Origin of the sequence: Perlucidibaca piscinae DSM 21586 (genome assembly GCF_000420045.1) — a bacterium.
Classification (GTDB): domain Bacteria; phylum Pseudomonadota; class Gammaproteobacteria; order Pseudomonadales; family Moraxellaceae; genus Perlucidibaca; species Perlucidibaca piscinae.
This window is the reverse complement of record NZ_ATUE01000008.1, coordinates 161,940-187,721: the sequence shown is the minus strand read 5'-3', so window position 1 is coordinate 187,721 and position 25,782 is coordinate 161,940. Positions and strand designations below refer to the sequence as shown.

The following is a 25,782-nucleotide window of genomic DNA, read 5'->3' as shown; positions in this document are numbered from 1 at the left end:
GAGCACATGACATGAATCTGGAAGCCCCCAAGAAGTTCGCGATGCTGGTCGAACAGGCCAAGCAGGTGGCCGACAACTTCTACCGCCCGATCTCGCGCAAGTATGACAAGGCCGAGCATGCCTATCCCAAGGAACTGGACATGCTGGCCTCGCTGCTGGACGGCATGAACGAAGGTGCCAGCGAGTCGGTTGGTGCCGGCAGCGCGAGCAAGCGCAGCGGCGCGGCGGAAAGCGGTGGCGTCAAGAATGGCGGCAACCTGTCGGCGGCACTGGGCGCGATGGAACTGTGCCGTGGCGACGTCGGCCTGCTGCTGGCCATCCCGCGCCAGGGCCTGGGCAATGCCGCCATCGCCGCGGTCGCCAACGAGGAGCAGCTGGAACGCTTCAAGGGCACCTGGGCCGCCATGGCCATCACCGAGCCGGGCTGCGGCTCCGACTCGGCCGCCATCCGCACCACGGCGGTGAAGGACGGCGACCACTACATCCTCAACGGCGAGAAGATCTACGTGACCTCGGGCGCCCGTGCCGACAGCGTGGTGGTCTGGGCCACCCTGGACAAGTCGCTGGGCAAGGCCGCGATCAAGTCCTTCGTGGTGGAGAAGGGCACGCCGGGCATGGAGGTCACACGTCTCGAGCACAAGCTCGGCATCAAGGCCTCCGACACCGCTGCCATCACCTTCACCGACTGCCGCGTGCCTGCAGCCAACCTGCTCGGCAGCCCGGAGATTGATCTCAAGAAAGGCTTTGCCGGTGTCATGGAGACCTTCGACAACACACGTCCGCTGGTCGCCGCCATGGCCGTGGGCGTGGCTGCTGCCGCCATCGAACGCACCAAGGAACTGCTGGCCGGGCACATCGATGCCAACTACGGCACGCTGCCGCTGAACGCCTCGCATGCCGAAGCCACGCTCTACCGCCTGGAAGCGGAATGGGAGGCGGCGCGTCTGCTCACCCTGCGCGCGGCCTGGATGGCCGACAACCGCATTCCCAACTCCAAGGAGGCCTCGATCTGCAAGGCCAAGGCCGGTCGTGTCGGCAACGAGGTCACGCTCAAGTGCGTCGAGCTGGCGGCGTCGCTGGGCTATGGCGAGGATGAGCTGCTGGAGAAATGGGCACGCGACTCCAAGATCCTCGACATCTTTGAAGGCACCCAGCAGATCCAGCTGCTGATCATCGCGCGCCGCGTGCTGGGCAAGAGCTCGGCGGAACTGAAGTGACGCCGGGACGGATGCCGTGAACACGCTGCCGGAGCCGCTGCAGGAGCAGCCGGGTCTGCGTGCCGGAGATCTGCCCGGCCTGGCCCCTGCGCAGCATGAACAGCTGCTGGCACTGATCCGTGCCAGTCATGTGCGCCAGGAACAGGACTATGCCGATGCCCTCGAGCATGGCCTGGGCCTGGTGCCGGCTTTCCTGCGCGGCACGGTACGCCGCATGATTCTCGGATGAGCACAGGCCCATGACCGACTTCCGGCAGCAGGCCGAACTGGGGCGACTGGCCAGGCTGCTGCATGTGCCGGAAACCGGCCTGGAATTTCTGCACACGGCGGACGTCGATTCGTTGCGCCAGTTGCGCACGGCAGCCAGCCGACTGCTGCTGGACAGCCGACGCACGCTGTTCGGACGCATCGCCGCCGCCAGCAAGCTGTTGCCGACCGCACTGGTGGCACGGATTGCCGAGCACAGCATGGGCCCCCTGCTCTGTGCGCGTGTCGCCGGCGAGATGGCTACGGCACGCGCCATCGATATTGCCCGCCACCTGAAACCGGAGTTCCTCGCCCGGGCGGCCGTGCACCTGGAAACGCAGCGCGCCTGCGAGCTCACTGCCGCGCTGCCGATCGAGCGCGTCGCGGCTGTGGCGCAGGAGCTGATCCGGCGGCGCGAATACATCGTGCTGGGCGAGCTGGTGGACACCCTGCCACTGTCCATCGTGCAGGCCATTCTTCCCGCCATCGACGATGGCGAGGCGTTGCTGCGCAGCGCCTTCTTCCTCGAGCATACCGGGCGCATTGCCGACATGCTGGCCGTCCTGCCCGAGCCAACCCTGCACACGGTGATCCGCACGGCGGCTGCCGAGGACAGCGACCTCTGGCCGCATGCGCTGGCCCTGCGTGATGACGAGGCCACCCTGGGCAGCATGGTGCGGGGGGTAATCCGTCATGCCCTGTGGGATGTCGCCCTGCCCCTGCGGACGTTGATGCCGGCGTCAGATCGGCGGCGGCTGGTCAACCTGCCGGCACTGCACGACGATGCCGTGCTTGGCGAACTGCTGGCAGCCGCACGTGACCACGACCTCTGGCATGCCCTGCTGCCACTGGTCTCGGTCATGGACACGCCATTGCGCGAACGCACAGGGCGCCTGCTGGACACGCTTGACGAAGACACGCTGCATCACCTGCTGATCGTGACTGAAACCCATGCGCTGTGGTCGCCGGCATTGATCCTGGTGCTGCACATGAGCGACACGCGACGTGGCGACATCGCCCGCCTGATGGCGGCGGCGTCTGACACGTCCGTGGAGCGTCTGCTGACCGACATCAATGAGCGCGAGGAATGGCTGGCGCTGATGCTGCTGTTCGGCCTGCTGGATGAGGACATGCGGCGACTCTGGCTGCAGCGACTGTTGACGCTGCCGGCCTGAGTCCGGAAAGGCTCAGGACAGCTCGATGCCGGCCTTGGCAGCCGCACGCGCGGCCGCCAGCTGTTCCTGCTTGCGCTTGCGGTACTCGATGGGCGTCTCGTTGGTCCAGCGCTTGAAGGCACGATAGAAGGTGCTGGGCTCGGCGAAACCGGTGAGGTAGACGATCTGCTCGATGCTCTCGTCGGTACGGGCCAGCAGGCGCCGAGCCAGCCGTGACCGGTAATCGGCGAGCACGTGATTGAAGCTGGTGCCGGCCTCTTCAAGCTCGGTGCGCAGGCGACGGGGCGGCATGCCGAGTCGCCCCGCCACGGCCTCCAGGCTGGTCTCGCCCGACTCCAGCATCTCGCCGATGGCACGCTTGACCTCGCCGACCAGATCGAGACGCTCGAGCTCCGCCATCTTCTCGTTGGCCATCTTCTCGTGCAGGCGCAGCAGACTGGGCTCGGCATGCCAGACCCGGTGCCCGAGCACCGCCGGATCGAAATAGATGCGATTCTCGCGACAGCCCAGCGTGACCTTGCAGCCGTAGACACGCTCGTATTCGCTGACCGGCGCCCCTTCGACATGGGTGAAGTGCACCGCCAGCGGCTTGAACTGGCCATCGGTGAGCGAGCTGAAGAAACGGATGACGCCGATCACCAGGGCCTCGGCGAAATGGCGCTGCTCGCTGGAGTCTGTCAGGTCAGCGAGACAGACCTGATCGCCCTCCTGCACCAGACGGGCACTGATGGCATCGCTGAGCAGACGCTGGTAGGCCAGCGAACGACGCAGGCCTTCTCCGAAGGTGGGACTGGAGGAAATCAGGTACTCCAGCACCTGGCCACGATACACAGGCAGATGCTCGCCCAGATGCAGACCGATGTGCGGGTCGCCGGAGAACTGCTCGAGGGCTTTCCAGAACGCGGCCTGACCGGCGAACGGGGTGCGCTCGGAGGCCTGGACGTCAAGCAGCGCCGGGGAGATTCTGGCCTGCGCAAGAATGTCATCGACAGGCAGCCCCGACTTCAGCATGGCCTGATAGGCCAGTCGCAACAAGATGGGCGCGTCGGTGCGCTGGGCCATGGGGAAACCGTTCCTGATGCTGAGCGGCACGCCAGTGGGCATACGCTGTCAATTGACCCTTTTTACCGTGAAACGTGTCAAACCGGCAACACCGCGACCACGTCGTAGGCCGGCGTCTCGTAGGGATGCGCCGTTTTCAGTGCCGCGATGACCGCTTCCAGCACGGACTCATCCAGCACCATTTCGACACGCCATTCCGGCACCACGGTGACGCTGCCGACATCACCGATGAAAGGCCGGGCGCCATCGCATGGCCGGAACTGCCCCTGGCCCAGCACCTGCCAGGCACAGCCGTCGTAGCTGCCGATGCGGCCGGCGCCGGCGGCAAACAACGCCGCCTTGACCGGTTCGAGATGACTGTCCGGGATGTAGACCGTCAGCTTCAGCATGCGCTTTCCCGGCCTCAGCCGACAAAGCGGCGGGCGTTGCGGAACATGCGCGCCCAGGGACCATCCTGCTGCCAGTCATCCGGACGCCAGCTGTGCTGCACGGCACGGAACACGCGCTCGGGGTGCGGCATCATGATGGTGGCGCGGCCGTCGGACGAGGTCACGCCAGCAATGCCGAACGGCGATCCGTTGGGATTGAGCGGGTACTGCTGGGTACGCTGACCGGCGTGGTCGACATAGCCCAGCGCGACCAGACCACTGCCGGCCAGGCAGGCAACCCGGGCGTCGCTGTCCTGCACGCGGCCCTCACCATGGGCAACGGCAATCGGCATGCGCGAACCGGCCATGCCGGCCAGGAAGATCGATGGCGATGCCGGCACTTCCACCAGCGTGGTGCGCGCCTCGAAGACCTCGCTGCGATTGCGCACGAAGCGCGGCCACAGCTCGGCGCCGGGAATCAGGTCCTTGAGTTGCGAGAGCATCTGGCAACCGTTGCAGATGCCCAGCGAGAAGCTGTCCGGACGCGCGAAGAAGCTGGCGAACTGCTCGCGCACGCGCTCGTTGAAGAGCACGGTCTTGGCCCAGCCACCACCGGCGCCCAGCACATCGCCGTAGGAGAAGCCGCCACAGGCCACGAGGCCGGCGAACTGCGCGAGATCGACGCGCCCGGCGACGAGGTCGCTCATGTGCACGTCGACGGCGGTGAAGCCGGCCATGTCAAAGGCAGCCGCCATCTCGACATGACCATTGACGCCTTGCTCGCGCAGGATGGCCACCTTCGGGCGCACGCCGCTGGCAATGAAGGGCGCCGCGATGTCGTCATTCAGGTCATAGGACAGCTGCGCGTTGAGACCGGCCGAGGGCAGGACGATGGCCTCGAACTCCTCGCGCGCACAGTCGGCGTTGTCACGCAGCGCCTGGATGCGGTAGCTGGTTTCCGCCCAGCGCTGCTGCGCCTCGGCACGGTCCAGACGCAGCAGCTCACCACCGGCGCGCACGAACACCAGCTGCTCGTCACGGGTGACCGCACCGAGCGTGTGAACATGACCGGCCAGCGTGGTCCCGGCAAAGGCGGCCTGGACTGCACCGACATCGGCCGTGCGAACCTGCACCACGGCGCCCAGCTCTTCGCTGAACAGTGCCGCCAGCGCATCGCTGCCGACACGGGTGAGGTCGGCGCGGAAGCCGGCGCGACCGGCAAAGGCCATCTCGGCCAGGGTGGCGAACAGACCGCCGTCACCACGGTCGTGATAAGCGATCAGCGTGCCGGCGGCATTGAGGCGCTGGATGCCGTCAAAGAAGTCCTGCAGCAGGGCCGGGTCGTCGACGTCCGCCGGTTGCTGGCCGATCTGGCCGGTGACCTGGGCCAGTGCCGAGGCGCCGAGACGATTCTGGCCGCGACCGAGGTCGATGAGCAGCAGACGCGTATCGCCAAGGTCGCTGCGCAGCTGCGGCGTCAGCGTGGCGCGCACGTTGGTGACCGGTGCAAAGCCGGTGACGACCAGCGACAGCGGCGAGGTTACCGACTTCTTCTCGTCGCCATCCTGCCAGACCGTGCGCATGGACATGGAGTCCTTGCCGACGGGGATGGTGAGGTTGAGCGCCGGACACAGCTCCATGCCGACCGCGTGCACGGCGTCAAACAGGTTCTCGTCTTCCTTGCCGGCACCGGCGGCGGCCATCCAGTTCGCCGACAGCTTGATGTCGGACAGCTTGGCGATGGGCGCGGCAGCGATGTTGGTAAGGGTCTCGCCCACGGCAAGGCGCGCCGAGGCGGCGGCATTGAGCACGGCCACCGGGGTGCGTTCACCCATGGCCATGGCTTCGCCGGTCTCGGTGCGGAAACCGGTGGCGGTGACGGCGACGTCGGCAACCGGCACCTGCCAGGGACCGACCATCTGCTCGCGCGCCACCAGGCCGGTCACCGAGCGGTCGCCGATGGTGATCAGGAACTGCTTGGACGCGACCGCTGGCAACGCCAGCACGCGCTCGGCCGCCTCGCGCACGCTCAGGCCGGCAAGATCCAGGGCAGCCTGGGCCACCGACTGGCGGGTGAAGCTGCGCTGCATCTTCGGCGTCTTGCCGAGCAGCACCTGCATCGGCATGTCGACCGGCGCATTGCCGAAGTGCGGGTCATTGACGGTCAGGTGACGCACCTCGGTCGCCTCGCCCAGCACCGCGAACAGGGCGCGTTCGCGCTCACAGATGGCCCGGAACTGTTCCAAGCTGTCCGGGCGAATGGCGAGCACGTAGCGCTCCTGCGCCTCGTTGCACCAGATCTCCACCGGCGCCATGCCCGGCTCGAGGCTGGGCACGGCACGCAGGTCGAGGACTGCGCCAAGCTCGTGGTCGTTGACCAGCTCGGGCATGGCATTGGAGAGGCCGCCAGCGCCGACATCGTGGATGGCGACGATGGGGTTGCTCTCGCCCATGGCCCAGCACACGTCGATGACTTCCTGGGCACGACGCTCCATTTCCGGGTTGTCACGCTGCACCGAGGCGAAGTCGAGGTTCTCGCTGCTGGCGCCGCTGGCCATGGACGAGGCCGCACTGCCGCCGAGACCGATGAGCAGGGCCGGTCCGCCGAGCACGATGAGCAGGTCGCCGGGCTGGATGGCGTTCTTCTGCACATGGCCTTCGCGGATGTTGCCGTAGCCGCCGGCGATCATGACGGGCTTGTGGTAGCCCGCCACTTCCGGGCCGGCGACGCCGTTCACAGTCATCTCGAAGGTACGGAAGTAGCCGCACAGGGCCGGACGACCGAATTCGTTGTTGAACGCCGCGCCGCCCAGCGGGCCCTGGATCATGATGTCCAGTGGCGTGACGATGCGACCGGGCTTGCCGTAGGCTTTTTCCCAGGGCTGCTCGAAGCCGGGGATGTTGAGGTTGGACACGGTGAAGCCGGTCAGACCGGCCTTGGGCTTGCCACCGCGACCGGTGGCGCCCTCGTCGCGGATCTCGCCACCGGAACCGGTGGAAGCGCCCGGGAACGGTGAAATGGCGGTCGGGTGGTTGTGCGTTTCCACCTTCATCAGGATGTGCACCGGCTCGTTGACGTAGCCGTAAGTCGTGCCGCCACCGACACGGAAGAAGCGGTCGGCCTGATGGCCGACGATGACGGCCGCGTTGTCCTTGTAGGCGGACAGGATGTCGGTGCTGTGGTGCTGGTAGGTGTTCTTGATCATGCCGAACAGCGACTTCGGCGCCGGCTGGCCATCGATGGTCCAGTCGGCGTTGAAGATCTTGTGGCGGCAGTGCTCCGAGTTGGCCTGCGCGAACATCATCAGCTCGATGTCGTTGGGATTGCGGCCGAGCCGGGTGAAGTTGTCAACGAGGTAGTCGATCTCGTCCGGGCTGAGGGCAAAGCCCTGTTCGCGATTGGCCGCCTCCAGTGCCGCCTTGCCGCCAGCGAGAATGTCCACCGATGCCAGCGCGCGCGGCGACTCCTGCGAGAACAGCACGGCGGCCTGCTCGGGGGCGTCCAGCACGACCTCGGTCATGCGATCGTGCAGTCGTGCGGTGACGGCCTGCCAGGTCACGGCATCGAGCGCGTCCGCACCATCCAGCCAGTAGGCCGTGGCACGCTCGAGACGCTGCACGTCACGCAGACCGGTGTTGTGCGCGATGTCGGTCGCTTTCGATGACCAGGGCGAGATCGTGCCCGGGCGCGGCACCACCACCGCCAGCCGGCCCTGCTCGCTGCCATCGAAGTCATCACCGTAGGTGAGCAGCTCGATCAGGCGCGGCGAGGCCTCGGCGGCATCGCTGGCGACCAGGTGCAGCCAGCGCGCGGACAGACCGCTGAGCGTGGGGGCAATCTGTTGCAGATCCTGCAGAAGACGGTGTTGACGAAACGCGGACAGCGCACGGGCGCCAGGCAGGATCAGCATGGGTTGGTCTCTCAGATCAGCGCATGGAGGGCAAAACGCAGCATATTGTAGCGAAAAGCCGCTGCTTCAGGTTAGTCCGGTGTGCCAGCAACCGTCATGCCACCCCATAAATTGTCTGACAATAAGACCAGTTTCATCGCCCTGGCATGGACGACTGCCCCCCCAGGCTTCTATAGTCGGCAGATGACCGCATCGCAGAATGCGTCGAACACGCCGCACAGGCACTGAAAACCCCCTAAGGGACAACGCCAGGACATGCCCTCTGCCGCACGCTGCCGCAGCGACATGTCGCAACGAACAACCGACCGAGGTCTCACGATGACTGGCCGCAAGAAGACGCCACGCACCCGCCTGCACCGCAAGGCCCTGAAGCTGTTCAAGCGTGTCGGCAAGCGACACGCCAAGGCAGCGGCCGTGGGCACGCTGGCCATCACCACGCTCAGCCTGCAGCCGGTGCAGAACGCCCTGCAGGAAGTGCGCGCCTCCGGTGAACTGCACCTGGTCGGCATCAGCAGCCCGAGCACGTTCTACCATCAGGACGGCCATACCCATGGCCTGCAGTACGAGCTGGCCCAGCAGTTTGCCCAGGAACTGGGGGTCAAGCTGGTGATCGATCCGGTGGAAAGCCCGCAACGCGTGCTGCATGCCATTCGTCGCAATCAGGCACAGCTGGCGCTGACCGGCCTGACCTCGGCCGACCCCCGCCTGAATCGCCTGCGCATCAGCGACCCCGTGCTGCAGGTTCAGCAGCAGCTGATCCAGCGTCAGGGTGAGTTTTCACCCGAATCGGCTGCCGACCTCGCCAATCGCACCATTGCGGTGGTGGCTGGCAGCGCCGAGGCGCGGGCCGTGAGAAGCGAATTCGCCAACGTGCCCGGCCTGCGTCTGGTCGAAGTCAGCCAGGGCCGCAGCCTCGACCTGCTGACCTTGCTCGACGAGGGCAAGGTCGACTACGTGAGCATGAGCTCGCAGGATTTCGACGCCTACCGTCCGCTCTTCCCCAACCTGCGTGACGGCTACACCCTGGCCAACCCGGATGCCGTGTCCTGGGTCTTCATGAAGTCGGCCGACCAGAGCCTGTATCAGGCCGCCCAGGAGTTTCTCGCCCGCAAGCAGGCTGACGGCACGCTGGAACGCCTGGCCGCCTTCTACAGCAATGGCGACGCCTTCGACAGCTACGGCGCGAAAAGCTTCAACCGCGACATCGCCCAGCGCCTGCCGCGCTACCAGGGTGACTTCGAGAAGCAGAGTGCGGAAAACGGCGTCGACTGGCGCCTGCTCGCTGCCATCGCCTACCAGGAATCGAAATGGGATCCGGATGCGGTGTCCCCGACCGGCGTCAAGGGCCTGATGATGCTGACCCAGGACACCGCCGAGATGATGGGCGTGAAGAACCGCACCCATGCCGGACAGAGCATTCGTGGTGGCGCCACCTACTTCAAGCGCATCCTCGACAAGGTGCCGGCCAGCGTGCCGGAACCGGATCGCACCTGGATGGCGCTGGCCGCCTACAACATGGGGCCCGGCCACATGATCCAGGCGCGCAAGCTGACGGCCCGCCTGAATGGCAACCCGGACAGCTGGCTGGAAGTCTCGCGCAACCTGCGCCAGCTCGCCCAGGACAATCGCCGCAAGGGCAAGGCGGCCCCGGATGTCGGCCAGGCACTGCACTATGTGCAGCAGGTGCGCCGCTACTACGACGCGATTGCGCTCAACACCAGCTTCGAGCGTGACGACGCGCGCATGGCCGCGCTGGACTATCGCATTCGCAGCAGCGAGAACCTGAACTGATCATCGGGCGGACGGGCTGAGCTCAGCCCGTCACCTGCGCCGGGATCGCCTCATTCCCCGAGATAGGCTGCCCTGACGCGCGGATCGGCGGCCAGTTCGGCGGCCGGCCCCGACAGGGTGATCTGACCCGACTCCATGACATAGGCCCGCGAGGCAATCGACAGCGCCTGGCGGGCGTTCTGCTCGACCAGCAGCAGCGCCACGCCTTCGGAGACGATGCGCTGGATGATCTCGAAGATCTGTGCCACCAGAATGGGGGCCAGACCCATGGACGGCTCGTCCAGCAACAGCAGACGCGGCCGGCTCATGAGCGCACGCGCCATCGCCACCATTTGCTGCTCGCCACCGGACAGCGTGCCGGCGAGCTGACGACGACGCTCCTTGAGACGCGGGAAGAGCGCCATCATGCGCTCGAGATCGTCAGCCACGGCGCGGTTGTCGTGCCGGCAGTAGGCCCCCATCTGCAGATTCTCGAGCACGGTGAGGCGCGAGAAGATGCCGCGCCCCTCGGGCACCAGCGCCAGTCCGCGGGAGACGCGGGCATGGGCAGGCAGATCGAGCAGGTTGCCGCCGGCATACTCGATGCGTCCGGCTGCCGGTGTCACCAGTCCGCCGATGGCACCCAGCGTCGATGACTTGCCGGCACCATTGGCACCAATCAGCGACACCAACTCGCCCTCGCCCACGGTCAGGCTGATGCCGCGCACCGCCTCGATGCCGCCATAGCGCACGCCCAGTCCGTCCACGCGCAGCAGGCTCATGCCGCACCTCCGAGATAGGCCGCAATCACCGCCGGATCACGACGCACCGCCTCCGGCTCGCCTTCGGCCAGCAAACGCCCGAAATCGAGCACGGCGACGCGATCGCACAGCCCCATGACCAGCTTCACGTCATGCTCGATGAGCAGGACGGTGATGCCATCACGACGCAGGCGCTCAAGCAGCTCGCGCAGCCCCTCGGTCTCGGTCGGGTTCATGCCTGCCGCCGGCTCGTCCAGCGCCAGCAGCAGCGGGTCGGTGGCAAGCGCGCGGGCAATCTCGAGGCGGCGCTGGTCGCCGTAGGAGAGTTCATGGGCGTGGCGGTTCATGGCCGCCGGCGGCAGACCGACATAGGACATCAGCTCGAAGGCGCGGTCGCGGATCGCGGCCTCTTCGCGCCGGGCTGACGGGGTGCGCAGCAGTGCGCCCCAGACGCCGGTGCGGGTACGCACATGACGCGCCACCATGACGTTTTCCCAGGCCGTCATGAAGTCGAACAGGCGAATGTTCTGGAAGGTGCGGGCAATGCCGCGCTCGACGATGACACTGGCCTTCATGCCCAGCGGCATGTCCTCGCCGGCAAAGCGGCGCTTGCCGGCATTGGCGGGATAGAGACCGGTGATGACGTTGAAGAGCGTGGTCTTGCCAGCGCCATTGGGACCGATCAGGCCGTAGATGCTGCCGGCAGGAATCGACAGATCGACACCATCCAGGGCCTTGATACCGCCGAACTGCTTGCAGATGCCGCGCAATTCGAGCAGTGGCTGGCCGGCAGCCAGCACCGGCTTACTCGTCATGGCTGAGCTCCTGCTGGCGGCGGCGCGAGGGCCACAGGCCGGCCGGGCGGTACAGCATGATGGCGACCATGGCCACACCGAACAGCAGCATGCGCAGGTTTTCCGGATCCACCACCATGCGTCCGAACAGTTCGCGCTGCAGCGGATTGATGACCTCGCGCAGCAGTTCGGGGGTCAGCGTCAGCAGCACGGCGCCCAGCAGCACGCCCGGAATGTGGCCCATGCCGCCGAGCACCACCATGCACAGCACCATCACCGATTCCATCAGGGTGAAGCTTTCCGGACTGACAAAGCCCTGGAAGGAGGCGAACAGGGCCCCGCCGACGCCGCCGAAGACCGCTCCCATGGCGAACGCCAGCAGCTTCATGTTGCGCGTGTTGATGCCCATGGCCTGGGCCGCAATCTCGTCCTCGCGGATGGCCACCCAGGCGCGCCCGATGCGTGATGTCTCCAGGCGTCGGCAGAGCACGATCGCGAGCACCACCAGCGCCAGCAGGAGATAGAAGTAGAGCTGGGCCGAGCTCAGCGTCAGACTGCCGAGATGCAGCGAACCACCCAGCGACACACCGGCGACCGAGAGCGGATCAATGCCGCTGATGCCCTGGGGGCCGTTGGTGATGTTGATCGGGCGGTCGAGGTTGTTCATGAACAGGCGCACGATCTCGCCGAAGCCCAGGGTCACGATGGCCAGGTAATCGCCACGCAGCCGCAGGGTCGGCGTTCCCAGCAGGACGCCGGCGAAGCTGGCTGCAATCGCCGCCAGCGGCAGGATCATCCAGCCAGACCAGTGCAGGTCGAAGTGTGGCGACGCCAGCAAGGCGAACACGTAGGCACCGACCGCATAGAAGGCGATGTAGCCGAGATCGAGCAGACCGGCGTAGCCAACGACGATGTTCAGCCCCAGCGCCAGCAACGCATAGAGCAGGCAGAAATCGAGGATGCGCACCCAGTAGGGACCGAGCAGGCTGCCAACCAGTATCGGCGCCGCCAGCGCGAACACGACGAGCAGCAGGAGCGTGATGCGCTGATTGACCAGGCCTCCCTGACGGAGGCGACGCGAGATGGCATTCATGGTCTGTCCGCCACCCGCTCACCGAGCAGCCCGGAGGGACGGAACACCAGCACCGCGATCAGTACCAGGAAGGCAAACACGTCCTGGTACTGGCTGCCCAGGAAACCGCCGGTAAGATCACCGATGTAGCCGGCGCCGAGACTTTCGATCAGCCCCAGAAGCAGACCGCCGACGACGGCGCCGGCAAGGTTGCCGATACCGCCCAGCACCGCCGCCGAGAAGGCCTTGAGGCCAAGCATGAAGCCCATGTAGGCATGGGCCTGGCCGTAGTTGGCCGAGACCATGACGCCGGCCACGGCCGCCAGCACGGAGCCGATGACAAACGCGCTGGCAATCACGCGATCGACCGGAACCCCCATCAGCTGCGCCACCGACGGCGACTGCGCGGTGGCACGCATGGCGCGCCCGAGCCGGGTTCTGTGCACCAGCACCAGCAGGCCGACCATGAGCACGGCCGACAGAAGCACGATGGCCGCCTGCACCGGCAGGAAGGTCACCGGCCCCAGGTGGATGGGGTCATGCGGCAGGATATCGGGAAAGCGCACGTACTGGCGCCCCCAGATCATCATGGCCAGGTTCTGCAGGATGATGGAGACACCGATGGCGGTGATCAGTGGCGCCAGACGCGGCGCATGGCGCAGCGGACGGTAGGCCAGACGCTCGATGCCGGCACCCAGCAGGGCGCAGACCGGAACGGCCATGAGCAGGCTGGCGCCGATCAGCAGCACCGGCGACAGGTCCGGGTTCATGCCCAGCAGCCAGACCAGGCAGCTGATGGTGACCATGGCGCCGATCATCACCACTTCGCCATGGGCGAAGTTGATCAGGCCGAGAATGCCGTAGACTAGGGTGTAGCCCAGCGCGATCAGGGCATAGATGCTGCCCAGGATCAGCCCGTTGACCAGCTGCTGCGCCAGAATGTCCATGCTTACTCGGACTCGACCGTCTTCAGCTTCTGCCAGTCACCGTTGGCGACCTGGTAAACGGTGATGGCACCGGCACGAAGGTCGCCCTTGTCATCGAAACGGATGCGCGCGGTGACCCCCTGGTGGTCCGTGTTCTTGAGCTCGGCAATGACCTTGGCCGGCTCGGTGCTGCCGGCACGCTGCATGGCGCGAGCCAGCACCTGCATGGCGTCATAGCAGTACGGGGCATAGAGCTGGATGCGGCCGTATTTCTGCTCGAAACGGGTCTTGAAGTCGGCGCCCTGCGGCAGATCGGCCAGCGGACGGCCGGGCAGCGAGGCGACAACATTCTCTGCCGCCGGGCCGGCCAGCTTCATGAACTCGGCGGTGTTGATGCCATCACCGCCCATGAGGCGCGAGGTCAGACCCAGCGAGCGCATCTGGCGGGCCAGCGGGGCGCCCTGCCCGTCCATGCCGCCAAAGAAGATCGCATCCGGCTTCAGGCCCTTGATCTTGGTCAGGATGGCGGTGAAATCCGACGCCTTGTCACTGGTGTACTCGCGCACCACGATCTTGCCACCGGCAGCCTTGGCGGCCTTCTCGAACTCGTCAGCGAGGCCCTGGCCGTAGGCGGTGCGGTCATCGATGATGGCAATGTTCTTGAAGCCCAGCTCACCGACCGCGAACTGGCCCAGCACCTTGCCCTGCTGAACATCGTTGGCCATGACCCGGAAGGCGTTGGCAAAGCCCTGCTGGGTGTAGCGCGGCGTGGTTGCTGATGGCGAGATCTCGACGATGCCGGCGGCATTATAGACACGTGATGCCGGCATCGTGGTGCCGGAGTTCAGGTGACCGATGACGGCCTGCAGGCCGTCATCGACAAACTTCTGCGCCACCGTGGTGGCCATGCGCGGGTCAGCCTGGTCATCCTGGGAGTCCATCTCGAAATGCACGGGCTGGCCGGCGATGGTGAAACCGGACTGGTTCAGGTCCTCGATGGCGAGGCGCACGCCATTCTCGTTGTCCTTGCCGATGTGGGCCTGCGGACCGGTCAGTGGCGCGGCATGGCCGATGACGATGATGCGTTTGCCGTCCGGCGTGGTGCTGGCCACGGGTTCGGACTTGCTGCATCCAGTGATCAGCGCGGCGGTGGCGAGCAGAGCGGGAATCAGGGCGGGTCGAAATGGTCGCATGTCATCTGTCCTGTGATGAGCGGGCTACGCCAAGCGGCGCATGCCAAGCGCGCATTATTGCGGTTGCGACGGCGAGTGGAAAGGGTATTCCACGAAAGCTGCCGCTGTTCGGCTGACGTGACCCATGGCGACGGCTAGAATGCCAGCATTCCTGATCCGGCCTGCACCATCCTGGAGCCTCATGACCACTGCCCCGCTCTCCCCGACCCTGGACCTGACCCTTCAGCTGATCCGCGAGCCCTCGGTCACGCCCTTCGATGCCGACTGCCAGACCCTGATGATCCGGCGTCTGGAGGCCATCGGCTTCCGCGTCGAGCGCCTGCGCTTCGGCGATGTCGACAACTTCTGGGCCCGGCGTGGCAGCGACGGTCCGGTGTTCTGCTTTGCCGGCCACACCGACGTGGTGCCGACCGGTCCGCTGGAACAGTGGAAGGTGCCGCCGTTCGAGCCGCTCATCGAGAACGGCGTGCTCACCGGCCGCGGCGCTGCCGACATGAAGGGATCGCTGGCGGCCATGGTGGTTGCCTGCGAGCGCTTCGTCGCCGAGCATCCGGAACACCGCGGCTCGATCGCCTTCCTGATCACCAGCGACGAGGAAGGCGTGGCCGTGGACGGCACCGTCAAGGTGGTGGAAACGCTGGAGGCACGCAACGAGAAAATCACCTGGTGTCTGGTCGGCGAACCGTCCAGCACGACCCGGGTGGGTGACGTCATCAAGAACGGCCGCCGCGGCTCGCTCGGCGGCATCCTCACGGTGAAGGGTCGTCAGGGCCATGTCGCCTATCCGCACCTGGCCGACAACCCCATCCACCGTGCCGCACCGGCACTGGCCGAACTGGCCGCCGAGGTCTGGGACCACGGCAATGCCTTCTTCCCGGCCACCAGCTTCCAGATTTCCAACATCCATGCCGGTACCGGCGCCAACAACGTGATTCCCGGCAGCTGCGAGGTGGTGTTCAACTTCCGCTTCTCCACCGAGCTCACCGAGACCGTGCTGCGCCAGCGCACCGAAGCCATCCTGGATCGCCACGGCCTTGACTACCAGATCGACTGGCGCCTCAGCGGCCACCCCTTCCTGACCGCCGAGGGCGAGCTGGTGGCAGCCGCCGTCAGCGCCATCCGCGAGGAGACCGGACATGACACCGAGCTGTCCACCAGCGGCGGCACCTCCGATGGTCGTTTCATCGCGCCCACCGGTGCCCAGGTGCTGGAACTGGGCCCGGTCAACAAGACCATTCACCAGATCAACGAATGCGTCAGCGTCGCCGATCTGGATACCCTGACCAGACTGTACGAGCGCATTCTCGTTTCGCTGCTTGCCGCCGACTGACCAGTCGTCAGCCCCTGCCCGCCACTCGGTGCCTGACCGTCGGCATCGGGTGGCGAACTCGCCTCAAGACTGCTTCCTTTGACCAGCCTCACTCATCGTCAAGGAAGACATCATGAGCCAACCACCCCGACAGTCCGTATCCAGCTGTGCGTTCAGCTGCTACCTGCGTGATGTCAGCCGCCATCCCCTGCTCTCGGCAGATGAGGAGCGTGCGCTCAGTCTCGCCCTGCAGACGGGATGCCCCGAGGCACGCCAGCGCCTGATCCAGTGCAATCTGCGCCTGGTGATACACACCGCAAGGCAGTACCAGCGCCAGAGCATGGCCATCGATGACCTGGTCGAGGAAGGCAATCTTGGCCTGATGCATGCGCTGGAGAAATTTGATCCGCAGCGCGGCTACCGCTTCTCCACCTACGCGATCTGGTGGATACGGCAGTACATCGAACGCGCCATCATGAATCAGTCCCGCACCGTGCGATTGCCGGTACACATGGCCAAGCGCCTGAACACGCTGCTTCGTACACGGCGGCAGCTGTCACAGAAATCCTATCGCGAACCCTCGCTGGAGGACCTCGCCTGCTGCAGCGGGCGCAGCCTCAACGAGGTCCGCGAGCTGCTGCCCTGGACGGAAGCGAACACCTCGCTGGACAGCGTCGGCAGCGCCGATGGCAGCGGCTGGGATATCTGCGACCCGAAAGCGGACAACCCGGAGAACACCACGGCCGTCCTCGACCTCAACCATGCCCTGCAACGCCTGCTGCAGCGCCTGACGCCTCGTGAACAGCGCGTGCTTTGCCTGCGCTTCGGCTTCCCCGATGGCGACCCGCTGACCTACGAAGCCATCGCCGATGCGGTGGGCCTGACCCGCGAACGCGTGCGCCAGATCAACCTGGAGGCCCTGTTCAGACTCAAGACCTGGATGCAGGATGAGCGGCTTGATGCCGGCTGCGTTGCCGAGGATTGAGCGCCCGCAGCCAAGCTTGCCGACATGCCGGCGAAGCAGAAGATTTACCGCCAGCGTTTAGGCTAGAATCCGCTGCGCAGTGTCTATGCCCTCGTAGCTCAGCTGGATAGAGCAGCCCCCTCCTAAGGGGCAGGTCGGACGTTCGAATCGTCTCGAGGGCGCCATCATCACGCTGACGGCACGTGCCGTCAGTCAATGCAGGCAGCGCAGCTCAACGGCCTGCACGTCCGCGTTGCGCGCATCGTTCTCTTCCTTGCGCTCATGACTCGGCTCGAACCGATCCTGCAGCCCGCTGGGCCAGTGACAGCGTGAAACGCAGGGACAGGTCTGTCGACAGCCGAAATGCGGACGACAGACGAACTCCTGATGCCGTGCCGTGGTGCTCATGGGCACGCCCTCCAAACGGATATCCAGACGTCATCGTAACGCCGGCCGCCAGCGCATCAACGGCAATCAGGTTGACATTGCTCGTCCGCCTGTAATGAAGTGTGATTTCCTGTCACTGCCATCAGACACCCGGCCGGCGGCCGTACTGTTGCAACCACGTCCTCTTCGAGAGCTGCCGATGAAAACCCTGGCCTTCGTGCACCGCAACGATACCCGGTTTGCCGTGGGTGACTTCTCGCCCGTGCTGTCCGTGTTTTCCTACCACGAACTCGGCACAACTCCGTCGCCATTCCTGCTGCTCGATCATATCGGCCCGGGCCGTCTGCTGCCGGGCCGACCGCCCGGAGGTGTGAATTCACACCCGCATCGGGGCTTCGAGACCGTGACCCTGGTCTACGCCGGCGAGCTCGCCCACAAAGACTCCACGGGCGGCGGCGGCGTCATCCGGGCTGGCGATGTGCAGTGGATGACGGCGGGCTCGGGAATCATGCATGAGGAGCGCTTCAGCGCGGATTTCGCACGCGAGGGCGGTGCGTTCGAGATGATCCAGCTCTGGGTGAACCTGCCTGCCCGGGACAAGATGACCCCTCCCGCCTACCAGGCGCTGACCCGCGAACGCATTCCCTGTCTGACCCTGGAGGATGGCGCCGGCGAGGTCCGGATCATTGCCGGCTGCTTCCGCGACCTGACCGGACCGGCCCGCACCCGGACACGAATGACGGTTCTGGACATTCATCTGGCAGCGGGACGGAGCCTGACCCTGCCCGCCGAGGACGGCGACACGGCGCTGCTCTACGTGCGCGCCGGCACACTCCAGCTGGCAGATGACGAAAACGTGGAGGATGGCGGCCTGGTCGTGCTTTCCAGCCATGGCCGCGACATCTCGCTGAGCACGCGCACCGGTTGCAGACTGCTGGCACTGAGCGGCGAACCCCTGGGCGAGCCGCTCAATGGTCACGGACCGTTCGTGATGAACACCTACGACGAGATTCTTGCCGCCTATGACGACATCCGGTCAGGCCGCTTCGCGATCACGCAACCGGCCTGACGGATATCGCAGCCAGCGTGACGATCAGGCCGGCACGGGCTCGCGGACGCGCTTTCCCTGCCCGCGCACACGGGACGGGAAGGCATGGCGAAGGATGCGCCAGGTCACCTGGGCGGCCTGGCCCGGGAACGAACCGGTGTTGTAGTGGATGCCGTAGCGCTGGCAGATCTCGCGAACCGCAGGCGCCATGCGGGAATAGCGCCAGGCCGGAATGTCCGGATACAGGTGATGTTCGATCTGGTGGCTGAGATTGCCTGACAGCAGGTCGATGACCGGACCGCCGGTCAGGTTCGACGAACCGCGAATCTGGCGGTAGTACCAGTGACCACGGGTCTCGTCCTTGAGCACGGACTTGGGGAAGATCTCGGCATCACGGGTGAAGTGCCCGCAGAAGATGATGCTGAAGGTCCAGACATTGCGGATGCCGTTGGCAATCAGGTTGCCCGCCGCCACCGTGAGGAAATGCGGACCCGCCAGCAACGGGAACACCAGGTAGTCCTTGACCAGCTGGTAGCGTGCCTTGTGCGCCACCGGCGCCAGCTCGCGACGGAACCTGGGCCACGCCTTGCGGCCCTTGAAGAGCTGGCCGAGGCGCAGTTCCTGGATGGCAACACCCCACTGGAACAGCAGCGCGAAGATCACCGAGTAGAACGGCTGGAACAGGTACATCGGCTTCCAGCGCTGCTCGGGGAACAGACGCAGAACGCCATAGCCGACGTCGTCGTCGACTCCCTTGATGTTGGTGTAGGTGTGGTGCATGTAGTTGTGGGTCTGGCGCCAGTTGTCGCTGGTGCCGACGATGTCCCACTCGAAGGTCTTGCCGTTGAGATCGGGATCATTGAGGAAGTCATACTGGCCGTGCATGACGTTGTGACCCAGCTCCATGTTGTCGAGGATCTTCGAGAGGCCGAGCAGCAGCACGCCGGCAACCCACAGCCAGGGCATGAAGATGCCGGCATAGATCAGGCCGCGACCGGCAAACGCGGTCCAGCGCACGGCAGCATAGATGCGGCGGATGTAGCGGGCATCCTTCTCGCCCAGATCGGCGACCTCGCGGGCGCGCACGGCATCCAGCTCGACCGCGAGCTGGTCAAGCTGTTCGGGGCTCAGGGAACGACTGACAGTCTGACTCATCATGACCTCGGTATTAGCAATCCAGGACCAGCGCCGAACGAGCGGCACTGACACACAGCTTGAGAGCCGACGACGGCTCCTGGCTGACCTCGCCGGTCAGCAGATTCTCCACCACGCCCTCGGGCATGGCACAGGCACAGGTGTTGCACACACCCATGCGGCATCCGAACGCCGGCTTCACGCCTGCGGCCTCCAGTGCCGGCAGCAGCGCCTGACCGGCAGGAATGCTGAGCTCGCGCCCGCTGCGCAGCAGACGCACGCGCACTGGCTCTCCCGCCTCCCCCTGGGCAGGCGGACTGAAGGCCTCGCCCAGGCAGGTCACGCCCAGGGCCGAGGACAGGCCATGCGCAGCGCTCACGAAACCCGCCGGGCCGCAGGCCAGGACCGCCGCCGATGCGGCATGGCGACCACCCAGCCAGTTCGCCAGGTCGGCGGCAGACAGGCGTGAGGCAGCAGCGCTGTCCGCCGGATCACCCGTGACCCGGAGCTGCCAGCGAAAACCCGGCAGACTGCGGGTCAGCGCGTCCAGCTCGTCGGTGAAGCAGGCACTGGCACGATCACGCACCCAGTACAGCAGAGTCAGCGACTCCTGCCCGGACCGAGGCGACAGCGCCAGTTCGCGGAGCTGGGCGATGAACGGCGTGATGCCGCTGCCCGCGGCCAGCAGTAGGGTGTGACGGGCATGCGTGGCCGTGGTCATGTCACCGAATGCGTCGCCCAGCTCGATGAGATCCCCGGCCGCTGCCTGATCGCAGAAATAGCCGCTGAGACGACCTCCCGGCACGCGCTGCACGGTGATCGCCAGGCACTCGGGGGCGTCTGGCAGTCGCGACGGACTGTAGCTGCGCGTGTGACGGACACCATCCAGCGTGACATGCACGGCGAGATGCTGACCGGCAACGAACCCGGCAAAGCGGCGATTCGGCTTCAGCACCACGGTCACGGCATCCCGCGAGGCGGGTGTCACGGACTGCACACGGGCGCGCACGCGCGACAGCGACCAGGCCGGATTGATCAGACCTGCCCAGTAATCCAGCGTGTCCGGCGGAAAAACACCCTGCCAGAACGGCCGTGTCACGGTGACCGGTTTGCGCATGCTACGCCCCATCATGTGTTCTCGATGCAATTATTATACATATGTCTATACAACTGTCCATACATGCGTTCTGGTCTTGGTTGTGGAATCATTTTCATCGCGTCTATACTGATGATTCACCGTCCCTTTCTGCCTGACGGTTGTGATGACTTCATGACTGATGCCCTGACTGCCGCCACACCCGCTGCAATCGCGCTGCCTCCCCGCGTATCCCAGGGCCGCAAAGCCGTGATTTCACGCGAGGAACTGATTCGCGCCGCCATCAAGCTGCTCGGCGCCAGTCGCAGCGTGTCCACGCTCAGCCTGCGTGAAGTGGCACGCGAGGCCGGCATTGCTCCCAACAGCTTCTATCGTCACTTCCGCGACATCGACGAGCTGGCCATTGCCCTCATCGAGCTGTCCGGCAGCAGCCTGCGCCAGATCTTCAGCCAGGCCCGCGAACGCGCCGCGACCACTGGCAGCGTGGTCCGCGCCTCGGTCGAGGTGTTCATGGAACAGCTCACCGCCGAAGAAGGCTATCTGCCCATCCTGCTGCGCGAGGGAAAAGTCGGGTCAGTGGCCTTTCGCCAGGCCGTCGGTCGACAGCTCACCTTCTTTGAAGACGAGCTCCAGCGTGATTTGTTACGCCTGAATCGACATTTGAACATCACGGTGCATCAGCCGGCGCTGGCCGCGAAGGCCATCACGCGACTGGTGTTCGCCATGGGAGCGGTGGCGGCAGATCTGCCGCGTGAGGAATATCCGCGCGTGGTCGAGGAGACCATCATCATGGTGCGCATGATCCTGGCTGGTGCCCGCGTCGAACATACTGCCTGAGGCCGGCAATCTGTCCGGTTTCAGCGGGAAATTCCGCTTGGAACCTCACCACCGAACAGGGCACGGTGTCACGGTGCAACGGGACGCAGACGTAGCAGGCGGCCATGCGGACTGTCGGTGAGCACATGCAGCCAGCCATCCGGACTCAGCCGGACATCGCGCAAGCGCTCCCCGAGCGCGGCCAGCAACGGTTCGCGCTCGACGATACGGTTGTCCACGACGCGCAACCGCCACAGCGCCTGCCCCGCCAGCGCGCCCGAGAACAACTGCCCTTCCCAGCCCGGATAACGCCCGCCCGTGTTGAAGGCAAGACCGCTGGGCGCAATCGAGCGCGGCAACCATACCGTGAGCGGCTCTTCCATGCCGGCCTGCCGGCTGCGCCCGATAGGTTCGCAGCTGCCATACTCGCAACCCCGGGTAACCAGTGGCCAGCCATAGTTGCGACCGGGCAGGACGCGGTTGATCTCGTCCCCGCCCTGGGGGCCATGCTCGCTGATCCAGAGCTCGCCGGTCAGCGGATGCAGTGCCGCCCCCTGCGGATTGCGATGCCCCAGACTCCAGTGCCAGGGCCGGCCCTGCCAGCGGCTGCCCGATGATGCCACTGCAACGCCGGACGTGCCCTGGAACGGATTGTCGGCAGGGATGCGGCCATCCGGCAGGAAGCGCACCACCTTGCCATGATCTCGCGTCGGGTCCTGGGCCCGGCCACGCTCGTCATCCCGCTGGCGATCACCCAGCGTCAGCAGCAGCGAGCCGTCATCTCGTTGCACCAGGCGCCCGCCAAAATGCCCGCTGCTGGCCACCGCAGGCGACTGGCGAAAGATCACGCGCTGCTCCGTGAGGCGCAAACCGGCCTGGTCCAGCCGCGCCGCCATGACGGCGACCCCGTTGCGGGAGGGGTCCTCAGGATCAGCCTCGGCGTAGCTGAGATAGACACGTTGATTGCGCGCGAAATCCCGGTCCGGCAGCACATCGAACAAACCGCCCTGCCCTTGCGCCACCACTGCCGGCACACCTGCCAGCGGGGCGCTGAGCTGCCCCGGCTGGCTGACGGCACCCGTTGCATCGGCATCCCAGACCGCCGCGCGCAGGCGACCGGAGCGCTCCGTGATCAGTGCCTGATTGGCTGACAGGAAGGCCACGCTCCAGGGGTGCTCGAGCCCGCCAATGACGGTTTCCACCAGCAGACCATCCACCACGGTGGGTGAGGGATCGGGCGGCAGCCATTGCCTCAGGAGAGCGGGTCCGCGCTGCCAGGCCAGGCCAGCGACCGCGATGGCGACCAGGCTGGCCAGCCCCCATTCACGCCGGGTCATACCCAGTGCACCACGGCATACCAGCCCAGCACGCTCATGACCACCGTATACGGCAGCGCCATCCACACCATGCGGCCGTAGGACAGGCGAACCAGCGGGGCAATCGCCGACGTGAGCAGGAACAGGAAGGCGGCCTGGCCATTGGGCGTCATCACGCTGGGCAGGTTGGTGCCGGTGTTGATGGCAATCGCCAGCCATTCGAAATGCTCACGCGAGATGGTGCCGGCATCGAAGGCCGCCTTGACCTCGCTGATGTAGACGGTGGCCACGAACACGTTGTCACTGATCGCTGAGAGCAGACCGTTGGCGATGAAGAACATGCCCGGCTGATCGGCTTCGGGCAGCGCCAGCACGCTGGCAATGATGGGGGCGAACAGGTGCTGGTCATGAATGACCGCCACCACGGCAAAGAACACCACCAGCAGGGACGTGAATGGCAGTGCCTCCTGGAAGGCCTTGCCGATCTGATGCTCGTCGGTGATGCCATTGAATGACGTGATCAAAATGATGATGAGCAGACCGATGAAGCCGACCTCGGCAACATGCAGCGCCAGGCCAAGCACCAGGATAACCGCAGCCAGTGCCTGCACCAGCAGGCCGGCGCGCTCACGACTCGTGCGTGAGCGACGCTCCTTGTCGGCATGCGCCTTGAGCACGTCACGGACACTGGGCGGCAAGGTGGCGCCATAGCCGAACCAGCCGGTTTTCTCGAGCAGCGCACACGTGACCAGGCCGGCAATCAGCACCGGCAGGCTCACCGGCGCCATGACCTGGAAGAACTGGGCAAAGTCCCAGCCCACGACCTTGGCGATCAGCAGGTTCTGCGGCTCGCCAACCATGGTGCAGACCCCGCCCAGCGCCGTACCCACCGCCGCGTGCATGAGCAGGCTGCGCAGAAAGGCACGGAACTGTTCGAGATCCTGCTTGTGCTTGTCATCCAGGGAGTCGTCATCGCTGGCATCGTGCGCAGCCTGATGCGCCAGCCGCGAGGCCGAACGGTGATACACGGCATAGAAGCCGACCGCGACCCCGATGATCACCGCCGTCACGGTCAGTGCGTCAAGAAAGGCGGACAGCACGGCGGCGACGGCGCTGAACAGCAACGACAACAGCACCTTTGAGCGGACTTCCAGCAGCAGGCTGGTGAAGGTGACCAGCAGCAGACCGCGCATGAAGTAGATGCCGGCCACCATGAACATCAGCAGCAGCAGCACCGGCAGATTCAGCGCGACCTCCTTGTACACCGTATCCGGACTGGTCAGCCCGATAAGCACCGCCTCGACGGCAAGCAGGCCTCCCGGCAGCAAGGGGTAGCATTTCAGGGCCATGGCCAGCGTGAAGATGAACTCGGCAATCAACAGCCAGCCCGCCACCGTGCCACCCAGCATCGAGAAAACCAGGGGATTGATCAGCAGAAAGGCAACGATGGTGAACTTGTACCAGTCAGGCGCATGGCCCAGGAAATTCGCCAGGAAGGGGTTTTGCGTGTTGCGCGTGCTCATGAAGGCGGTCTCGTCCGTTGCGGGCAGGACCACAGGTCACACCTGCCTCGATGCCGAAAACTAGCACGCTGGCAGAATGCAGGCGATAGCAGCGGGAGATGGCAGACGAACAGCAGAATGATGCGGGGTCAGAGATCTTCTTCGAGCGGGCTGGTCGGCTGCTCGGTCTGGATGCGCTGATAGATTTCTTCGCGGTGCACGGCGACATCGCGTGGCGCATTGACCCCCAGACGAACCTGGTTGCCCTTCACACCAAGCACGGTGACGGTGACTTCATCACCCACCATCAATGTTTCGCCGACACGGCGCGTCAGAATCAGCATGTTCAACTCCACGTTATGCCGTGACGATGCCAGAAAACTCGACAATTGTCAGCCGTGGCCGGACCGATTGCGCGTTTTCTGACGTGTCACGTCATCAGATCTTGCTCGGGATCAAGCCGCCGGCGCATCCAGATCGAAGGCCGTGTGCAGTGCGCGCACGGCCAGCTCCAGATACTTCTCCTCGACCACCACGGAAATCTTGATTTCCGAGGTCGAGATCATCTGGATGTTGATGTTCTCGCGCGCCAGCGTGGCGAACATCTTGCTGGCGACACCGGCGTGCGAGCGCATGCCGACGCCCACCAGCGAGACCTTGCAGATCTTGTCATCCGCGACCAGCTCGCGGGCGCCGATGTCACGGGCAACCTGCTCGAGCACGGCAACCGCCTTCTTCATTTCGCCACGAGCGACAGTGAAGGTGAAGTCGGTGGAGCCGTCTGCCGAGACGTTCTGCACGATCATGTCGATCTCGATGTTGGCATCGCCGATCGGGCTGAGGATGCGCGAAGCCACGCCCGGGGTGTCAGGCACGCCACGCACCGTGAGTTTGGCTTCGTCGCGATTGAACGCGATACCCGAGATGACCGGCTTTTCCATATCGTCCTCTGCATCAACAGTAATCAGGGTGCCATTGCCTTCCTTGAAGCTGGACAGCACGCGCAAGGGCACGTTGTATTTGCCTGCAAACTCCACCGAGCGGATCTGCAGAACCTTGGAACCGAGCGATGCCATTTCCAGCATCTCCTCGAAGGTGACCGTTTCAAGGCGACGCGCCTGCGGCACCACGCGAGGATCGGTGGTGTAGACGCCATCGACATCGGTGTAGATCTGGCATTCGTCCGCCTTCAGCGCAGCGGCCAGCGCCACGCCGGAGGTGTCCGAGCCGCCACGTCCGAGAGTGGTGATGTTGCCTTCCGGATCAACGCCCTGGAAGCCGGCCACGATGACAACCTTGCGCTGCGCGAGATCGGCGCGAATGCGGGCGTCATCGATGGACTCGATGCGAGCCTTGGTGAAGGCGCTGTCAGTGCGGATGGCGACCTGGGCACCGGTGTAGGAGCGGGCGGCGACACCACGCTTCATCAGGGCCATGGCCAGCAGGGCAATGGTGACCTGCTCGCCGGTCGATACCATGACATCAAGCTCGCGCGGATCCGGATCGGGAGTGATGGCCTTGGCCAGGGCGATCAGACGGTTGGTCTCGCCGCTCATGGCGGACAGCACCACGACCACGTCATGCCCCTCACCGTGCCAGCGCTGCACGCGGTCCGCGACCGCTTCGATGCGCTCGGTGGTGCCCACCGAGGTGCCACCGTACTTCTGAACAATCAATGCCATCTTTGTCCGTCCTCTGGCCACCAGGGCCTGAAT

At 65.4% G+C, this 25,782-nt stretch carries 23 protein-coding genes and 1 tRNA gene; 9 read left to right on the top strand and 15 right to left on the bottom strand.

The window, feature by feature from the left end; genetic code table 11:
* The first annotated feature begins 11 nt into the window (after positions 1-11).
* Genes F595_RS0110090 through F595_RS14265 form a run of 3 tightly spaced genes read left to right on the top strand, consistent with a single transcriptional unit; the run spans position 12 to position 2,638 of the window.
* Entirely contained in the window at positions 12-1,217 is a 1,206-nt protein-coding gene (locus F595_RS0110090; RefSeq protein WP_022956752.1) for an acyl-CoA dehydrogenase family protein, read from the top strand.
* A gap of 16 nt (positions 1,218-1,233) precedes the next feature.
* Positions 1,234-1,446, top strand: coding sequence for a hypothetical protein (locus F595_RS13725; RefSeq protein WP_022956751.1), 213 nt, complete (start codon positions 1,234-1,236; stop codon positions 1,444-1,446).
* A gap of 10 nt (positions 1,447-1,456) precedes the next feature.
* Entirely contained in the window at positions 1,457-2,638 is a 1,182-nt protein-coding gene (locus F595_RS14265) for a hypothetical protein (protein WP_022956750.1), read from the top strand.
* A 12-nt stretch (positions 2,639-2,650) separates the two neighbouring features.
* Here the strand turns inward: F595_RS14265 and F595_RS13715 are convergent, their stop codons facing one another.
* From F595_RS13715 to purL, 3 genes are all read right to left on the bottom strand, one after another.
* Entirely contained in the window at positions 2,651-3,700 is a 1,050-nt protein-coding gene (locus F595_RS13715) for an AraC family transcriptional regulator (protein WP_022956749.1), read from the bottom strand.
* Positions 3,701-3,777: 77 nt separating this feature from the next.
* A complete protein-coding gene (locus F595_RS0110070; protein WP_022956748.1) occupies positions 3,778-4,089 on the bottom strand; it encodes a Nif3-like dinuclear metal center hexameric protein in 312 nt (103 codons plus the stop codon).
* 14 nt (positions 4,090-4,103) lie between these two features.
* Positions 4,104-7,979, bottom strand: coding sequence for a phosphoribosylformylglycinamidine synthase (gene purL / locus F595_RS0110065; RefSeq protein WP_022956747.1), 3,876 nt, complete (start codon positions 7,977-7,979; stop codon positions 4,104-4,106).
* Between the two features lie 318 nt (positions 7,980-8,297).
* Here purL and mltF point away from each other — a divergent pair, with 318 nt between their 5' ends.
* Positions 8,298-9,770, top strand: coding sequence for a membrane-bound lytic murein transglycosylase MltF (gene mltF / locus F595_RS0110060; protein ID WP_022956746.1), 1,473 nt, complete (start codon positions 8,298-8,300; stop codon positions 9,768-9,770).
* Positions 9,771-9,820: 50 nt separating this feature from the next.
* Here the strand turns inward: mltF and F595_RS0110055 are convergent, their stop codons facing one another.
* From F595_RS0110055 to F595_RS0110035, 5 genes are read right to left on the bottom strand one after another with little or no spacing between them, the layout of a single operon-like run.
* Positions 9,821-10,531, bottom strand: coding sequence for an ABC transporter ATP-binding protein (locus F595_RS0110055; protein ID WP_022956745.1), 711 nt, complete (start codon positions 10,529-10,531; stop codon positions 9,821-9,823).
* A complete protein-coding gene (locus F595_RS0110050; protein ID WP_022956744.1) occupies positions 10,528-11,325 on the bottom strand; it encodes an ABC transporter ATP-binding protein in 798 nt (265 codons plus the stop codon). Before F595_RS0110050 ends, F595_RS0110055 begins: the two co-directional genes overlap by 4 nt.
* Positions 11,315-12,397 (bottom strand): branched-chain amino acid ABC transporter permease, encoded by a 1,083-nt coding sequence (locus tag F595_RS0110045; RefSeq protein WP_022956743.1) that lies wholly within the window; start codon positions 12,395-12,397, stop codon positions 11,315-11,317. The genes F595_RS0110050 and F595_RS0110045 overlap by 11 nt, the downstream gene beginning before the upstream one ends.
* Positions 12,394-13,323: a branched-chain amino acid ABC transporter permease gene (locus tag F595_RS0110040; RefSeq protein WP_022956742.1), complete on the bottom strand. Its 930-nt coding sequence runs from the start codon at positions 13,321-13,323 to the stop codon at positions 12,394-12,396. The genes F595_RS0110045 and F595_RS0110040 overlap by 4 nt, the downstream gene beginning before the upstream one ends.
* A 2-nt stretch (positions 13,324-13,325) precedes the next feature.
* Complete coding sequence (locus tag F595_RS0110035; protein WP_022956741.1) at positions 13,326-14,495, bottom strand: branched-chain amino acid ABC transporter substrate-binding protein; 1,170 nt, start codon at positions 14,493-14,495, stop codon at positions 13,326-13,328.
* 181 nt (positions 14,496-14,676) lie between these two features.
* Between F595_RS0110035 and dapE the strand changes: the two genes are divergently transcribed.
* The 3 genes from dapE to F595_RS0110020 all read left to right on the top strand — a co-directional run bounded on the left by dapE (position 14,677) and on the right by F595_RS0110020 (position 16,953).
* Positions 14,677-15,825, top strand: a complete 1,149-nt coding sequence (gene dapE, locus F595_RS0110030; protein ID WP_022956740.1) for a succinyl-diaminopimelate desuccinylase — start codon at positions 14,677-14,679, stop codon at positions 15,823-15,825.
* Positions 15,826-15,937: 112 nt separating this feature from the next.
* Positions 15,938-16,789: a sigma-70 family RNA polymerase sigma factor gene (locus tag F595_RS13710; protein WP_022956739.1), complete on the top strand. Its 852-nt coding sequence runs from the start codon at positions 15,938-15,940 to the stop codon at positions 16,787-16,789.
* 87 nt (positions 16,790-16,876) lie between these two features.
* Positions 16,877-16,953 (top strand) — tRNA-Arg (locus F595_RS0110020).
* A gap of 28 nt (positions 16,954-16,981) precedes the next feature.
* Here F595_RS0110020 and F595_RS0110015 read toward each other — a convergent pair.
* Positions 16,982-17,176 carry a hypothetical protein gene (locus F595_RS0110015; RefSeq protein WP_022956738.1) on the bottom strand — a complete coding sequence of 65 codons (195 nt, stop codon included), beginning with the start codon at positions 17,174-17,176 and terminating at the stop codon, positions 16,982-16,984.
* 178 nt (positions 17,177-17,354) lie between these two features.
* On the opposite strand from F595_RS0110015, the gene F595_RS0110010 reads away from it, so the two are divergent.
* A complete protein-coding gene (locus tag F595_RS0110010; RefSeq protein WP_022956737.1) occupies positions 17,355-18,224 on the top strand; it encodes a pirin family protein in 870 nt (289 codons plus the stop codon).
* Positions 18,225-18,248: 24 nt separating this feature from the next.
* Here F595_RS0110010 and F595_RS0110005 read toward each other — a convergent pair whose 3' ends face one another.
* A complete protein-coding gene (locus tag F595_RS0110005) occupies positions 18,249-19,358 on the bottom strand; it encodes a fatty acid desaturase family protein (protein WP_026913481.1) in 1,110 nt (369 codons plus the stop codon).
* 13 nt (positions 19,359-19,371) lie between these two features.
* The gene (locus F595_RS0110000) at positions 19,372-20,454 is read right to left on the bottom strand and encodes a flavin reductase family protein (protein ID WP_022956735.1); all 1,083 of its coding nucleotides are present in this window, start codon (positions 20,452-20,454) and stop codon (positions 19,372-19,374) included.
* A 153-nt stretch (positions 20,455-20,607) separates the two neighbouring features.
* On the opposite strand from F595_RS0110000, the gene fabR reads away from it, so the two are divergent.
* Positions 20,608-21,270: an HTH-type transcriptional repressor FabR gene (gene fabR, locus F595_RS0109995; RefSeq protein WP_040568579.1), complete on the top strand. Its 663-nt coding sequence runs from the start codon at positions 20,608-20,610 to the stop codon at positions 21,268-21,270.
* Positions 21,271-21,338: 68 nt separating this feature from the next.
* Here fabR and F595_RS13705 read toward each other — a convergent pair whose 3' ends face one another.
* The 4 genes from F595_RS13705 to F595_RS0109975 form a co-directional block, all read right to left on the bottom strand.
* Positions 21,339-22,586 (bottom strand): PQQ-dependent sugar dehydrogenase, encoded by a 1,248-nt coding sequence (locus F595_RS13705; protein WP_022956733.1) that lies wholly within the window; start codon positions 22,584-22,586, stop codon positions 21,339-21,341.
* On the bottom strand, positions 22,583-24,088 hold the full coding sequence (gene nhaB / locus F595_RS0109985) for a sodium/proton antiporter NhaB (protein ID WP_026913479.1): 1,506 nt from the start codon (positions 24,086-24,088) through the stop codon (positions 22,583-22,585). Before nhaB ends, F595_RS13705 begins: the two co-directional genes overlap by 4 nt.
* 128 nt (positions 24,089-24,216) lie before the next feature.
* The gene (gene csrA, locus F595_RS0109980) at positions 24,217-24,411 is read right to left on the bottom strand and encodes a carbon storage regulator CsrA (protein WP_022956731.1); all 195 of its coding nucleotides are present in this window, start codon (positions 24,409-24,411) and stop codon (positions 24,217-24,219) included.
* Between the two features lie 111 nt (positions 24,412-24,522).
* On the bottom strand, positions 24,523-25,749 hold the full coding sequence (locus tag F595_RS0109975; protein ID WP_022956730.1) for an aspartate kinase: 1,227 nt from the start codon (positions 25,747-25,749) through the stop codon (positions 24,523-24,525).
* Positions 25,750-25,782 lie beyond the last annotated feature (33 nt).